General features: G+C 67.3%; 10 protein-coding genes. 5 read left to right on the top strand and 5 right to left on the bottom strand.

Annotated features, from left to right (window positions below):
* Positions 1-59 precede the first annotated feature (59 nt).
* Complete coding sequence (locus ASG67_RS00410; protein WP_056523772.1) at positions 60-2,354, bottom strand: hypothetical protein; 2,295 nt, start codon at positions 2,352-2,354, stop codon at positions 60-62.
* Positions 2,354-5,119, bottom strand: coding sequence for a DUF5695 domain-containing protein (locus tag ASG67_RS00405; RefSeq protein WP_235534975.1), 2,766 nt, complete (start codon positions 5,117-5,119; stop codon positions 2,354-2,356). The genes ASG67_RS00410 and ASG67_RS00405 overlap by 1 nt, the downstream gene beginning before the upstream one ends.
* 43 nt (positions 5,120-5,162) lie before the next feature.
* On the opposite strand from ASG67_RS00405, the gene ASG67_RS00400 reads away from it, so the two are divergent.
* From ASG67_RS00400 to ASG67_RS00390, 3 genes are read left to right on the top strand one after another with little or no spacing between them, the layout of a single operon-like run.
* Positions 5,163-7,535: a glycoside hydrolase family 127 protein gene (locus ASG67_RS00400; RefSeq protein WP_056526110.1), complete on the top strand. Its 2,373-nt coding sequence runs from the start codon at positions 5,163-5,165 to the stop codon at positions 7,533-7,535.
* Positions 7,532-8,557 (top strand): Ldh family oxidoreductase, encoded by a 1,026-nt coding sequence (locus ASG67_RS00395; protein ID WP_056523769.1) that lies wholly within the window; start codon positions 7,532-7,534, stop codon positions 8,555-8,557. Before ASG67_RS00400 ends, ASG67_RS00395 begins: the two co-directional genes overlap by 4 nt.
* Positions 8,554-10,329, top strand: a complete 1,776-nt coding sequence (locus tag ASG67_RS00390; RefSeq protein WP_056523765.1) for a DUF885 domain-containing protein — start codon at positions 8,554-8,556, stop codon at positions 10,327-10,329. The genes ASG67_RS00395 and ASG67_RS00390 overlap by 4 nt, the downstream gene beginning before the upstream one ends.
* 8 nt (positions 10,330-10,337) lie before the next feature.
* Here the strand turns inward: ASG67_RS00390 and ASG67_RS00385 are convergent, their stop codons facing one another.
* Positions 10,338-11,120 carry a crotonase/enoyl-CoA hydratase family protein gene (locus tag ASG67_RS00385; RefSeq protein WP_056523763.1) on the bottom strand — a complete coding sequence of 261 codons (783 nt, stop codon included), beginning with the start codon at positions 11,118-11,120 and terminating at the stop codon, positions 10,338-10,340.
* 59 nt (positions 11,121-11,179) lie between these two features.
* Between ASG67_RS00385 and ASG67_RS00380 the strand changes: the two genes are divergently transcribed.
* Positions 11,180-11,617 carry a PaaI family thioesterase gene (locus ASG67_RS00380; RefSeq protein ID WP_056523760.1) on the top strand — a complete coding sequence of 146 codons (438 nt, stop codon included), beginning with the start codon at positions 11,180-11,182 and terminating at the stop codon, positions 11,615-11,617.
* Positions 11,614-12,000, top strand: coding sequence for a PaaI family thioesterase (locus ASG67_RS00375; RefSeq protein WP_056523757.1), 387 nt, complete (start codon positions 11,614-11,616; stop codon positions 11,998-12,000). Before ASG67_RS00380 ends, ASG67_RS00375 begins: the two co-directional genes overlap by 4 nt.
* Positions 12,001-12,006: 6 nt before the next feature.
* Here the strand turns inward: ASG67_RS00375 and ASG67_RS00370 are convergent, their stop codons facing one another.
* Positions 12,007-13,200 (bottom strand): PQQ-dependent sugar dehydrogenase, encoded by a 1,194-nt coding sequence (locus tag ASG67_RS00370; protein ID WP_056523754.1) that lies wholly within the window; start codon positions 13,198-13,200, stop codon positions 12,007-12,009.
* Complete coding sequence (locus ASG67_RS00365; protein ID WP_056523752.1) at positions 13,197-14,342, bottom strand: PQQ-dependent sugar dehydrogenase; 1,146 nt, start codon at positions 14,340-14,342, stop codon at positions 13,197-13,199. The genes ASG67_RS00370 and ASG67_RS00365 overlap by 4 nt, the downstream gene beginning before the upstream one ends.
* Between the last annotated feature and the right edge of the window lie 54 nt (positions 14,343-14,396).

Below are 14,396 nucleotides of genomic sequence, written 5' to 3'. Positions count from 1 at the left end.
GTCCTCACCCTTCCGGCGCTGTGCGCCTCCCTCCCTCTCCCGGTGGGAGAGGGAAAATATCACGTCGTTCGTGCGATGATCTCGAACCGTCCGCCGGCTCGCGCATCAATCGTTATCGTGTCACCGGTCAGTCGCGCCGGGCGTCCGTTTACCGTTGCCGACAGCAGAGGAACGGGTAGTCGGAACCGCACGCGGGCCGATGCCGGTCCTCGTGCGTCGAACGACACCGTCGCGGTCGCCTGCATGGCGGCGGCGTCGAACCGCGTGGCATAATCCACCCTGCCCCAGCGCGTCGGCGCCTGCTTCAGCGCGATTTCCTTGCCCGAGGCGAACCAGGCGCGGGGCAGGCCGAGCCCGAGGTCGAGGCGGTCTGCGTCGTCGTCCTCGATCGCCAGCATCCAGCGGACGAGCAGCGGGATCGTCAGCTGCGCGGGCATACAGAACAGCGGCAGATCGCCGTCGATGCCGGACACTTCGCCCGCCACCCAACTGCCGGGCAGGTGCGAGTGGAACCGGTGCGAATGGAGGAACAGCAGATATTCCTCGATCCGCCCCAGCCGCAACAGCGCGCGGGCGTGGCCATAGGAAATGAAGCCCAGTTGATCGCGGTGCGTTTCGTTGGCCGGTGCGAAGTTCGCGGTTACGCCGATGCAGGTGCCGCCATGGCCGCGCACGCAGTCGGCGATCAGATTGGCCAGATCGGCCGGGAGCACATCGGCCTGCAACAATTCGGCGTACACGCGGTGCGACCAGCCCTGCTCGTTGCGTTTGCCGGTCGCCAGCGCCTGTCGAAACGTACCCTCGGCACCGGGTAGCGGGCCGAGATAGGGGGGCGTCAGGTTTCGGCGCACCTCCTGGCGGATGCGGCGGACCAGATGCGCCTCCAGCCGTTCGGCGCGGCGTGTCCAGTCGTCTGCTTCGGCGCTGGTGCCCATTGGGGGCCAGACCCGTGCTATGTCTCGCCAGCCGCGCACCGCCCATGCGCTATTGTTCCAGTATGGCTTCCACCACAGGCTTGGGTCGGGGTGCAGGCACGCGTCGGATTCGCTCCAGCCGTGCAGCAGGCCGTGGCCGCGGTCCGATGCGGGGAGCGCCAGCGCCTGATCGTGGAGTTCGGCGAGGATCTGGGCGGTGGCGGCGACCTTGCCCTTGATCCGCGCGACCGTGGCGATGTCGCCAGTGTAGCGCAGGTAACGTGCGATCAGCGACAGCGTCAGGCCGAATTGCGGTACTTCCGGTCCGCGCATGTCGACCATTCCGTCATCGCCGACGAAATCGTCGAAATATTCGTCCAGCACCGCCTTGGCCTGTGCGAAGCGGCCCCATTCCAGATTGGCGTAGAGCGAGCTGGTGAAGATGTCCTGAAACCCGTCATATTCCGGGCCGACATAATCGCGATCGACGACACCGTATTTGGGATAGGTGCCGCCGGGCCGCACCATGATCTCGCGCGCGAAGGCATGGGCGACCATGTCGCGATAGACCGGATCGGGCAACGCGACGGGCGCCAGATCGGCCAGTTCCGCGTGCCAGACCTGCGTGAAGCGGAGTAGCGCACGGTAGAAGGCCTCGGCGGTGGGATGCGGGCGGCGCGGCGGGAACGCGGCATAGCTGTGGCCGTAGTGCACCTCGGTCGCGCGGCCATGCTCGACCCGCATCGTCCGGTGCCATGTCTGCACCAGTAGCGGATCGTTCGCATCGACATCGGCGAAGACGATCAGGTCGTACCAGGCGGTGGCGGAGATCGGGATCACCTTATGCACCGCCGGCAGCCAGCCGCCCAGCATCCCCTCGAACCGGGTCTTCGCGACGTCGTCGCCGGACAGCGCGGGAAAGGCGTGTTCGGGGCGATATCCACGGGTGCGGCCGTTGGGGAAGACGGGCATAGTGTCACCCGCCTGCCGCGTGCCGACGAAGGTCGTCCATGGCAGGCGGGCGCCGAGCTTGTCGGGATCGAACCTCGATCCGGTCGGCGGGGCGGCGGCGCGCACTTGATCCGGATCGGGATCGCCGCCGCCCGCCAGCAGCTTGTCGGCGAGCAGATCGGCATCGGCCAGCGCGATCGCCTTCAGGTCCAGCCCCAGCCAGGCGGGCGTGACGGTGGCATGTGCCGCCTCTGTCCGCTTGGGTAGCAACACCGCCTCGCCGCCGCGGACGAGTGCCAGCATCCCGTCGCGGATGCTCAGATCCTCGCGCACGTCCCATGTGCCTTCGTCGTTGGTGAAGCGCGCGACGACCGGCAAGGCGGCAACGCCGGCCGGCACCGGACGGAGCGGCAGCTTGGCGACTTTTGCGGCGAGCGGCGTTGCGGCGGCGACCATCGTGCCGCCGGCAAGGAACTGGCGACGATCCATCAGCGCGCCGACAGCGTGATCGTGGTCGGCGTTGCACTCAGCGCAATGGTCGTTGCGCCCCGTTCCACGGTGCCGCGATCGGCGGTCCATGCCACGCCGCCGGCCGGGGCCTCCACCGACAGACGCGCGACCGGGGTCGAGCTGGTGGCAGGGTCGAGGGTCAGTTCGATCCGTTGCGTCGCCGGCAGGTAGCGGGCGCTGGCGATCTTGCCGGCGGCCAGCGTGATCCACTGGCCGGCGGGCGCCACGAACAGGCGACTGCGGGCGCCGTCATGCGGGACGATGTCGATCGCGCCGTCGCGTTCCGTCACTGCGCCGCCGAAGCCCAGCCAGCCGAACACCGGATGCCGGACCAGATAGGTCGCCGCGGCATAGGCGTGGCCGAAATAGCCCATGCCGTAATCGCCGCTATAGGCATCCCATTTCATCATGTCGGGTTCGGAATGGAACGCGGCGGAGGCGAAGCCCTCGCGATCGACATTGGTGATGCCGCCCATGAACCCGCCATAGGCAACGCGCAGCAGGTGCAGGTCGGCGGGGTCGCGGCGATAGGCGTCGAACAGCGGCACCGCGTTCAGCGCCGATCCGTAATGATGAAGCTGGCGCTCGATCCGCTTCACCTTGCCGCCGTAGAGGAAGTCCCAATAGCGGCGCGCATTGCCGTTATAGCCCCAGTGCGGGACAGTCGGGTCGTAGCCCAGGATCACCTCGCGCGTGACCGCCGCCTCCTTCGGATGGTTGAAATACCGCATCCATGCATAGACTTCCGGTTGGCCGGTCGAATCCCAGGCCATCTCGCTGCCGAACGGATAACTGAGCGTTCGCCAATGATCGGCGCGGGCCTTCATCAGCGCCTCGACCTCCGTGGCCTCGCGCGTCATGCCCTCGCGCTTCAGGTCCATCAGGATTTCGAGGAACACCTCGCCCTCCATCTGGCCGAACTGCGCGTAATGGGGGGCGTCGCGCATCATCGCGACCGTCGTCTTCTGTGCCCAGCCGAGATACCAGCGCCAGTCGTGGCGGGTGACGAGACCGGGGTGATTGCGGGCGAGGCGATAGAGCACCCAATGCCCCGCCGCGACATGGGGATAATTGTACGACCGGCCGAGATCGCCAGCCTGCTTCGCATCCCATGACGCCCAGGTCTTCCAGTCGGTCGCGGGATCGTAATAGCCCGAAAATGTCTTGGGGTCGTACCAGAACAGGCTCTTCTTCACGCCGCCGGCATGGGGGCCTTCGGCGACCTGCAATTTGCCCAGCACGGTTTCGTCGACCATGCGTTCCAGCTTCGCGACCTCGGCCGGCTCAGGGTTGTCGAGCTGCTTCATCATCGCCGCGACCCATGCGCCGGCGCCGCCCTCGTCGCTCATGCCGGCGATCCAGACGCGCTGTTCCTGCGTCAGTATCTTGTCCGCCTCACGGTCGTAGCTGAGGATCGCGGGCGCGCGGTGGAACGGGTCGCGGGCATCGTCGAACCATTGCCGCGTCGTCGCGAACCGGCCGAGATCGGCGGACACCTGCGCGAGCGGCTTGGTGACATAGTAATGAACGGTCTGGACGCTGCCATCGGCATAGGTGATCGCCACGCGGGCACGGCCCCATCCCTTGCCCGTCACGCGATACCGCGCCCAGCCGGCGGGGCCGGTGACGCGGGTCAGCGTCATCGCGTCGGCGGGGGATATGGCGATGCCGGTAATCGGTTGCGGCGACTTCACGAACAGGTCGGCGGGGCTGTCGGTGGGGACTACATAGCCGGGGATGCCGATGGCGAGCGGTCGGCCCTGCGCCGTCAGCGTCGGTTCGATCGCGCGGATGGTGGGCGCGGCGACGAAGCGGACGCCGACCGTGCGGCTGGCCCCCGGGGCCAGCATGATGCCGGTCGGCTCGTTCCACGGCGCGCCGGCATCCTTTGCCTGCGCCATCCCCTTCGACGCGACCATCCAGTCGTAAAAGCCCTCGGCGGTCTGTTCGCGTGGAGTGCGGTCGGTGAAGATATCGCCGGCGGGTGCCTTGCCCGCCTGACGGATGATCCGGTACGCCTCCAGCGGGGTCTGGCGTTCGGGCAGGACGAGCAGCGCCGGGCCCTTGCCGTTCAGCCGCGTGACCTGCACGTAACCGCCGTCGCGGCCGATATATGGATCGGCGAAGCTCGCCTGCGCATGCGCCTGTTCCAGTGTGCGATCAGTGATGATGTTATCGAATACCATCGGAAGGCCGAGCGCGCCGATCTCGACCGGCTGCGTCCCGCGATTGACGAAGGTGAAGCGCAGCGCCAGCGTGCTGCCTTCGTTCACCCAGGCCCGCTCGATCGTGATCGGCAGCGTGTCGCCCAGCGTCGCGCGGGCCAGCACCGGGCCGCCCGCCGGCAGGATGCGGACATGGCCGTGATCGCTGGCAGAGGCGTAATTCCGCCACGCACCATCGGCGACGCGGAAGCGGAGGTGAACGTCGCCGACCTGCACGAAGCCGTCACCCTGCCGCTCGCCGGCGCGACCGCTGGGGACGAAATCGAAGGCGGGATCGGTCGAGGGCGACAGTTTCGCCAGCGTCTGGGTGTCGCGACGCAGGGCCACCGAGAATCCGCCGACGGTGAAGCGGTTGGCGGCCGGGGCCGCGACGACGGGCTTGTCCGCCGCCGGCAGCGCCGGGCCGATCGCGGTCGCCGCCAGCATGATCGCCACGGCCGATACCCGCTTGTTCCGTTGCCATGCCCGACCCATCGTTTTGCTTTCCCCGCCGTTTTCGCCGATGCGTCGTTGACTCATCAGCCCATCATCGTATCGTATACGGTATTCTGTGGAGATGGAAATGTCGATCGGTCGCCGTGACATGCTGAAATCCGGGGTCGCGTTGCCCCTGTTCGCCCTGCCCGCTGGAGCAGCGCGGGCGCTGGGTACGGCATTGCCGGCGACGGCGAAGCCGTTTCCGCTATCGGCGGTACGGCTGCGGCCGTCGGACTATGCGCACGCGGTCGAGGTGAACAGGGCTTATCTGTTGCGGCTGGAGCCTGATCGGCTGCTGCATAATTTCCGCGCCTTTGCGGGATTGCCGACCAAGGGCAAAATCTATGGCGGGTGGGAAAGCGATACGATCGCCGGCCATACGCTGGGTCATTATCTGTCCGGATTGGCGCTGACCCATGCCCAGATCGGTTGCACCGATTGCGCCACCCGTGCCGCGTACATCATCGACGAGCTGACGGCCTGTCAGACGGCGAACGGCGACGGCTATGTCGCGGGCTTCACGCGCAAGCGGAAGGACGGAACGATCGTCGATGGGAAGGAGATATTCCCGGAGATCATGCGCGGCGATATCCGGTCCGCCGGGTTCGATCTGAATGGCTGCTGGGTGCCCTATTACAATTGGCACAAGCTCTACACCGGGCTTTTCGACGTCATCGATCATATCGGACCCAATGATAAGGCGATGGCCATCGCAACGGGTCTGGGCGGCTATATCGAGGAGGTCTTCGCCGCGCTGAACGACGATCAGGTGCAGGTGATGCTGGCCTGCGAACATGGCGGCCTGAACGAGAGTTTCGCCGAGCTGTATGCACGCACGAAGGACCCACGCTGGCTGAAACTAGCGGAGCGTATCTATCATAAAAAGGTGCTCGACCCGCTGACCGCGCGACAGGACGAATTGGCGAACATCCACGCTAATACGCAGGTGCCGAAGCTGATCGGCCTCGCCCGGCTGTATGAGATCACCGACCGGCCCGATTACCAGACGGCCGCCCGCTTTTTCTGGGAGCGGGTGACGAAGCATCACAGCTACGTCATCGGCGGCAATGCCGATCGCGAGTATTTCGCAGGCGCGGATACGATCGCACAGCACATCACCGAACAGACGTGCGAGCATTGCAATACGTACAACATGCTGAAGCTGACCCGGCATCTGTTCGCCTGGGCGCCGGACGGATCGCTGTTCGACTTCTACGAGCGCGCGCATCTGAATCATGTGATGGCGCAGCAGGAGCCGGTGAACGGTGGCTTCACGTACATGACGCCGCTGATGAGCGGGGCGAAGCGCGAATATTCGGCGCTCGACGGCGAGGAATTCTGGTGCTGCGTCGGCACCGGCATGGAGAGCCACGCCAAGCACGGTGAATCGATCTTCTGGGAGGGGGGCGATACGTTGCTCGTGAACCTCTACATCCCCGCCGATGCGACATGGGCGGCGCGGGATGCGACGCTAACGCTGGATACCGCCTATCCGTTCGACGGGCTATCGACGCTGACGATGACGAAACTGGCGCGGGGCGGGCGTTTCCCGGTGGCGCTGCGCGTGCCAGGCTGGGCGAAGACCGCCGAGCTGTTCGTCAATGGCAAGCCGGTCGAGGCAGCGCGCGCGGGCGGCTATGCGATCGTGGAGCGCAAGTGGAAGTCGGGCGACGCGGTCAGTATCCGCCTACCACTCGACCTGCGGCTGGAGGCGACGCCGGGCGACGCGCAGACGGTGGCCGTGGTGCGCGGGCCGATGGTGATGGCTGCCGATCTGGGCCGCGCGGACGGCGATTGGGACAAGCCCGATCCGGCGATGGTCGGCGACGACCTGCTCGCGCGCTTCACCCCGATCGCGCCGGGGGCGTCGCAGTATCAGACGGCGGGGCTTATCCGGCCGGGCGACCTGACGTTCGTGCCATTCTATCGCCAGTACGACCGGCGCAGCGCAGTGTATTTCAAGCGCTTCACCGATAGGCAATGGGTGGCCGAGGAAGCGGCGTTCAACATCGAACAGGCGCGGCGCAAGGACATCGCGGCGCGGTCGGTCGACGTGATGCATCTGGGCGAGATGCAGCCGGAGCGCGACCATGCATTGAGTTCGGAGATTTCCTACCCGGTCGCGTATCGGGGGCATACCGGCCGCGATGCGCGCACCGGCGGCTTTTTCGAATTCACGATGAAGGTGCGGCCCGGTCCATTGATCCTACAGGCGACCTATTGGGGGGATGAGGGCAAGCGGACGTTCGACATCATGGTCGACAACCAGCGCGTCGCGACGCAGACGCTCGATCGCAGCCGGCCGGGCAGCTTCTATGACATCGACTATCCGCTGCCCGAGCCGCTGACGCGCGGCAAATCGCAGATCAAGGTGCGGTTCGTGCCGCATGACAAGAACACCGCCGGCCCGGTGTTCGGCGTACGCCTGTTCACCGCCAAGCCGGCGGTATCAGCATGAGCGACGACCGGGTCCATATGACGCTGGACGAGGTGCGCGATTTCGCCCGCACCATCCTAACCCGTGTCGGCCTTGCCCCCGATCATGTCGAGGCGGTCGCCGAGACGATGGTGGCGGGCGAGCGCGACGGGTGTGGATCGCACGGCATCTATCGCCTGCTGGTCGCGGCGCACAGCGTGGCGACGGGGGTGGTCGATCCGAACGCGACGCCGGTCCTGACGCGGCCGGCGCCCGCCATCCTGCGCGTCGATGGCGGCGGCGGTTTCGCGCAACTGGCGTTCGAGACGGGGCGGCAAGCGCTGGTCGATACCGCGCGGGCGCAGGGGCTGGCGGCGCTCGCGTTGAACAACGTCGTCCACTTCGCGGCGCTGTGGCCCGAGGTGGAGGCACTGGTCGCCGAGGGGCTGGTGGTGATCGCGGTGACGCCCAGCCATGCGTGGGTCGCACCGGCGGGCGGCACCAAGCCGCTGTTCGGGACGAACCCGATCGCGTTCGGCTGGCCCCGCCCCGGTGGCCGGCCGTTCGTGTTCGACTTCGCGACCAGCGCGGTGGCGCGCGGCGAGATCGAGCTGCATCGCCGCGCCGATCGCCCGGTGCCGCCCGACTGGGGCTATGATGCCGAGGGGCAGGAGACGACCGAGGCGGCGCAGGTGCTGGCCGGCGCGATGCGGACCTTTGGCGGGCATAAGGGATCGGCGCTGTCGGCGATGGTCGAGCTGATGGCGGGGCCGCTGATCGGCGACCTGACCAGCCGCGAATCGATCGTGCGCGATGGCGGTCGGGGCGGATCGCCGATCGGGGGCGAGCTGATCCTGGCCATCAATCCCGCCGGTTTTCTGGGCGATGCCGCCGCCGACGAGATCGCGCGGGCAGAGGCGCTGTTCGACGGGATCGAGGCGCAGGGTGCAAGGTTGCCCGGCGCCCGCCGTCATGCCGCCCGCGCCGTCAGCCTGACCGAAGGGGTGTGGGTGTCGAAGCAACTGATCGCCGATATCGAGAATGTCGTGAGGGAAAACACATGATCCGTATGACGTCCACGCTGGCGCTGATGATCGCCACCCTGTGCGATCCCGTGGCGTCGCAGACGGCCGCGCCGGCGGCCACCCCTGCCCCTTCTCCCGCGGACGCGAAATTCCGCGCGCTGTCCGATACCGAATATGCATGGCGGCAGACGCTGTCGCCATCGGACGAGGACACACCTAAGGGCGAGCAGCGCGGCCTGCCCGATGTCGGCCCGGCGATGCAGGCGGCCAAGCTGAAACGCTGGACCGAAACCGCCGCGGCGCTGGCGGCGATCGATCCCGCCACGCTGTCGCCGGCCGCGCGCGCCGATTACCAGGTCTATCGCGTCCAGATCGACGCGCTGCTCGCCGAACAGAAATTCCGCGAATTCGAAAAGCCGCTGAACGCCGATACCAGTTTCTGGATGGGGGTGGCCGGGGCCGGTCGCGACACGTATCGCACCGCCGACGATTATCGCCATTACCTGACGATGCTGGCCGACATACCGCGTTATTACGATCAGCAGATCGTCAATATGCGGGCTGGCCTGAGGCGAGGCTTCACCCCGCCGCGCGTTACCCTGCAGGGCCGCGATATCGGCGTGGCGCAGGTGGTGGATGCCGGCGGTGGTGAGGGTTCGCCCTTCTACGCGCCGTTCAAGACGATGCCGGCGACGATCCCCGCCGCCATGCAGGCCACGATGCGTGCGGACTCGCTGAAGGCGATCGCCGGCGGTGTCGTGCCGGCCTATGCGAAGCTGCTCGCCTTTCTGCGCACCGAATACATCCCCGGTTCGCGTACCGCACTGGCCGCGTACGAACTGCCCGACGGCAAGGCCTATTATCAGTCGAAGATCAGCGAGTTTGTCACCCGAGACCTGAGCCCGGATCAGATCCATGCCATCGGCCTGGCCGAAGTCGCCAAGATCAAGGCGCGGATGAACGATGTGATGCGCAAGGTGAAGTATCAGGGCGACCTGGCCGCGTTCCTGAACTTCCTGCGCACCGATCCGCAATTCTACGCGAAGACGCCGCAGGACCTGCTCGACCGCGCCGCGTGGATCGCCAAGACGTTCGACGGCAAGGCCGACGAATGGTTCGGCCACCTGCCGCGCGGTCGCTTCGCGATCAAGCCGGTGCCGGCGGATGTCGCGCCGTTCTACACCAGCGGGCGCGGCGGGCCGGGCATCTATCTGGTCAATACCTATGATCTGCCTTCGCGATCGCTCTATTCGCTGCCGGCGCTGACGTTGCACGAAAGCGCGCCGGGGCATGCGTTCCAGATGCCGCTGGCGATGGAGTTGACCGACCTGCCCGCCTATCGCCGCGATACGTACATCTCCGCCTATGGCGAGGGATGGGCGCTATATTGCGAGGCGCTGGGCGAGGACATGGGCATGTACGAAACGCCCTATGACCGGTTCGGGATGCTGAGTTACCAGATGTGGCGGGCGGCGCGGCTGGTGGTGGATACGGGTATCCATGCCAAGGGGTGGACGCGCGAACGGGCGCAAGGCTTCCTGCGCGACAACACCGCGTTGTCGAACCACGAGATCACGACCGAGGTCGATCGGTACATCGCGTGGCCGGGACAGGCGCTGAGTTATTACATGGGCGAACTCACCTTCCTGGCGAACCGGGCGAAGGCGGAGAAGGCGCTGGGCGAGAAATTCGACATCCGCGCGTTCCACGATGCGATGCTGGCGCTGGGGTCGGTACCGCTGCCGATGATCGACGAGCGTACCGACCGCTTTATCGCCGAGGGTGGCAAGGGTCCGTATCCGTTGAAATAGACGACCCCTCAGTCGCCGAAGACGGGCGCGCGCTTCTCGATATTGGCACGCACCTGTTCGCGCTGGTCGGCGGTGCCGAGCAGCGCGGCCTGCTCGGCGGTTTCAGCGGTCAGGATGGTGGCGGGATCGCCATCGGCCGCCACGGCGAACAGGCGCTTGGCCGCCCGGATCGCACCCGGATGGCGGCCGGCGATGGTGTGCGCGAGCGTCAGGGCCTCGGTCAGCGGATCGGACACGACGCGGGTAACGAGGCCGAGCGCGGCGCCTTCCGTGCCATCGACCTCGCGCGCCGTGTAGACCAGTTCGCGCAGCACGTCGTCGCGCACCGTGCCGCGCCACAGCGCATAGCCGGCCATGTCGGGCACGATGCCCCAATGCATCTCGCGGATCGACAGCCGCGTGTCCGCTGTCGCCAGCCGGATGTCGGCGCCCGCCGCGATCTGGAGCCCGCCGCCGAACGCCACGCCGTGCAGCGCCGCGATCACGGGCTGCGGCATCGCGCGCCAGCCCCAGGCGACATGCTGGACAAGGTTGGCGAGGCCGTGCGTGCGATCGTGCGTCAAAAGGCCGGAGCCGCCACTTGCCATCGCCGCCATGTCGAGCCCCGCACAGAAGGCGCGTCCCTCACCCGACAGGACGACGCAGCGCACGTCGCGGCGGATCGCCAGTGCGTCGATTGCCGCCGCCAGCGCATCGAACATCGCCGGATCGAGTGCGTTCATCTGGGCCGGGCGGGTCAGTTGCACATGCGCGACGCCGGCGTCGACGGCGATGGATACGCGATCGGTCATCTTCTCTCCTGATCGCGCCAGTGTTGCACAGGGCCGGCGCGCGTGTATCCACAGGACCGATGAAGGAGTTCGACGTCAAGCGGTTCGCCGCCCTGTTGCAGGCCGGCCATGGCGGGCGGCTGGGCATCGTCTATCACGACCATGACGGCGCCGCGCCGGAGCCATGGGTGGAACTGGCGCTGCCCTATGCCGCCGACCAGATCGGCGATCCGGTGCGCGGGGTGATCGCGTCGGGGCCGATCGTGACGCTGATGGACATGGCGACGTCGATGGCGGTGTGGGCGAAGCGCGGCCGCTTCGCGCCGCATGCGACGCTGGACCTGCGGATCGATTATCTGCGCGCGGCGACACCGGGGCGAACGGTGATCGGGCGCGGCGATTGCTATCGCCTGACGCGGTCGGTGGCCTTCGTGCGGGGGCAGGCGCATGACGGCGATCCGGCCGATCCGATCGCGCATGTGGCCGGCACGTTCATGCTGCTGGATGCGGCGGCATGAGCGCGTTGCCACCCTATGCCGATCTGCTCGGCCTGACGCTGGAACGGGACGAGTCGGGCGCGCCGGTGCTGGCGATGCCGTTCGACGACGGCGTGCTGGGGCGCCCCGGCTTCCTGCATGGCGGCGCGATCGCTGGCCTGCTGGAAGTGGCGGCGATCGCCGCGCTTCGACATGCATTGGTCGCGGAAGGGGACGCGACGATCAAGCCGATCAACGTCACGATCGATTACATGCGCGGCGGCCGTGACAAGATGACGCGGGCGGCGGGGGTCGTCACGCGGCTGGGTACGCGGATCGCCAATGTCGAGGCGACGGCGTGGCAGGACGATCGCGACCGGCCGATCGCGGCGGCGCGGATGAACTATCTGCTTACCCGCGCCTGACGGGGGTCAGGCCGGATCGATGCGGACGAGGCGGCCGGTGCCGCCGTCTTCCAATACCCAGATCGTGCCGTCCGGTCCCTGCTCCACCTCACGGATACGCGCGCCGAGCGGGATGCGCGCGGCCTCGGCCGCGGTGCTGCCCGACACCCGCACGCGGACCAGCCCTTGCGAGACGAGTCCCGCCAGCAGGAAATCGCCGTCCCAGCCGACGAAGCGGCTGCCGGTGTACTGGATCATGCCGCCCGGCGCGATCACCGGGTTCCAGCTGAACAGCGGCGCCGTCAGGTCGGGGCGGGTTGAGTGGCGCGGCAGCACCTCGCCGTCATTACCCTCCGACACCAGTCGCCAGCCATAGTTGCTGCCCGCGGTGATGAGATTGAACTCATCGCCGCCCTCTGGCCCCATCTCGCTTTCGAACAATCGCCCGTCGCGGGCGACGACCAGACCGTACGGGTTGCGGTGGCCGTACGACCAGATTTCAGGTCGGGCATTGGCGATGCCGGCGAAGGGGTTGCCGGCGGGGATCGTGCCATCGGGGTTGATGCGGATGACCTTACCCAGCGTCACCGACAGGTCCTGCGCCGGTGCGCCCTGATGCCGCTCGCCGGCGGTCACGAACAGCGTTCCGTCCCGACCGAAGGCCATGCGGCCGCCGAAATGGCGGACGTCGGTCAGCTTTGGTGCCTGTCGCCAGATCACCGCCACGTCGGTCAACTGCGCGGTGCCGCTGGCGTCGGTGGTCAGCGTGGCACGGGCGACGGCCAGACCCGCGCCGCCCGTCCCCATTTCGGCATAGCTGAGATAGATACGCGCTTTGTTCGTGAAGGCAGGGTCGAGCGCCACGTCGAGCAGGCCGCCCTGCCCCGTGTAGGCCACCGCCGGCACCCCGGCGATCGCCGCCGACACCTGTCCGCTCGTCGTCACCAGTCGCAGCCGCCCGGGCCGTTCGGTCACCAGCATCCGACCATCGGGCAGGAACGCCATTGACCAGGGGTTGTCGAGCGTCGCGATCGGCGTTCGCGTGACGGCGGCGGTGGTGATTGGCGTCGGGCCGGAGGTGGCGGTTGGCACCGGTTGCGGTGATACGGTGGGGGTGGGGCCGGGGACGACGCCGATATCGTTATCGCCCCCACGACCGCCGCACGAAACGAGGATCAGCGCGAGCGCGAGGACACCGGCACGGCGCGGCGCCCGTGTCATGACGTCGGCGTCAGCTTGATGAGCCGCCCCTGCGATTCGCCGCCATCCTCCAGCAACCAGATCGCGCCGTCCGGTCCCTGGGCGACATCGCGGATACGCGCGCCCATGTTCCATTGATCGCCCTTGGCGGCGTTGGTGCCGTTCAGGTCGACGCGCACCAGCGACTTGCTCGACAGGCCGCCGATAAAGGCATCGCCCTGCCACTGCGGGAACAGCTTGCCCGAATAGATCATCAGGCCGCCGGGTGAGATCACCGGGTTCCACCAGACCTTCGGTGCCTCATACCCGTCGCCGGGTTTGTGATCGGGGATGTCGCGACCGTCGTAATGCGAGCCGTTCGACGCGTTGGGCCAGCCGTAATTGCGGCCGGGCAGGATCAGATTGACCTCGTCCCCACCCTTCGGCCCCATCTCCTGCTCCCAGAGATTGCCCTTCGCATCGAATGCCAGACCGAGGAGGTTACGATGGCCATAGCTCCACACGGCCGGATCGAAGCCCTTGGTCGCGAGCGGATTGCCGGGGGCGGGCTTACCGTCCAGCGTCAGGCGCAACACCTTGCCTAGTGTCGCCTTCGGGTCTTGGGCCGGGGTGAATTTCTGGCGTTCGCCGGCGGTGAAGAACAGATGCCGGCCATCGGGTGCGAACGCGATACGGCCGGAATAATGGCCGTTGCCCTCGACCAACGGACTAGCGCGGAACAGCGCCTCGATCTCGCCGAGTCGCTCACCGCCCTGACCACCGCCATCAGGGCGCAGGCGACCGCGCGCCAGGATGACGCCCTTGCCGCCCTCACCCGCCGCCGAATAGCTGAAATACACGCGCTGGCTGGTGGCGAAATCGGGGGCCGGCACCACGTCCATCAACGCGCCCTGCCCGGCGCTATCGACGGTGATGGTGGCAACCGTCTGCCGCTGCTTGCCGTCAGCCGACACCAGCAGCATCTGACCCTGCTTTTCGGTGACGAGCATCCGCCCATCGGGCAGGAACGCCAGGGCCCATGGTGAATCGAAATCGGCGACGACGGTTTCGGCGAACGGCTTGACCGTTGCTTGCGGCGGGGCGGCGGGCTCCACGTTAACTGGGGCGTTGCCCGCGCAGGCGATCAAGGCGAACGGCAGCACCGCCAGCATTTTCTTGTTCATTCAAATCTCTCCCGGTTCTGATCGGGAAACGTCCGGCCCGCGGGATTGGATGCG

Source organism: Sphingomonas sp. Leaf339 (genome assembly GCF_001426195.1).
In the GTDB taxonomy this organism is placed as follows: domain Bacteria; phylum Pseudomonadota; class Alphaproteobacteria; order Sphingomonadales; family Sphingomonadaceae; genus Sphingomonas.
This window is presented reverse-complemented; position numbering and strand designations above follow the sequence as displayed.

Coding starts and splice junctions, on each gene's coding strand:
- ASG67_RS00410 (WP_056523772.1), bottom strand. CDS start 2,354: ATGGATCGTCGCCAGTTCCTTGCCGGCGGCACGATGGTCGCCGCCGCA.
- ASG67_RS00370 (WP_056523754.1), bottom strand. CDS start 13,200: ATGACACGGGCGCCGCGCCGTGCCGGTGTCCTCGCGCTCGCGCTGATC.
- ASG67_RS00365 (WP_056523752.1), bottom strand. CDS start 14,342: ATGAACAAGAAAATGCTGGCGGTGCTGCCGTTCGCCTTGATCGCCTGC.
- ASG67_RS00380 (WP_056523760.1), top strand. CDS start 11,180: ATGAAGGAGTTCGACGTCAAGCGGTTCGCCGCCCTGTTGCAGGCCGGC.
- ASG67_RS00395 (WP_056523769.1), top strand. CDS start 7,532: ATGAGCGACGACCGGGTCCATATGACGCTGGACGAGGTGCGCGATTTC.
- ASG67_RS00375 (WP_056523757.1), top strand. CDS start 11,614: ATGAGCGCGTTGCCACCCTATGCCGATCTGCTCGGCCTGACGCTGGAA.
- ASG67_RS00390 (WP_056523765.1), top strand. CDS start 8,554: ATGATCCGTATGACGTCCACGCTGGCGCTGATGATCGCCACCCTGTGC.
- ASG67_RS00385 (WP_056523763.1), bottom strand. CDS start 11,120: ATGACCGATCGCGTATCCATCGCCGTCGACGCCGGCGTCGCGCATGTG.
- ASG67_RS00400 (WP_056526110.1), top strand. CDS start 5,163: ATGTCGATCGGTCGCCGTGACATGCTGAAATCCGGGGTCGCGTTGCCC.
- ASG67_RS00405 (WP_235534975.1), bottom strand. CDS start 5,119: ATGAGTCAACGACGCATCGGCGAAAACGGCGGGGAAAGCAAAACGATG.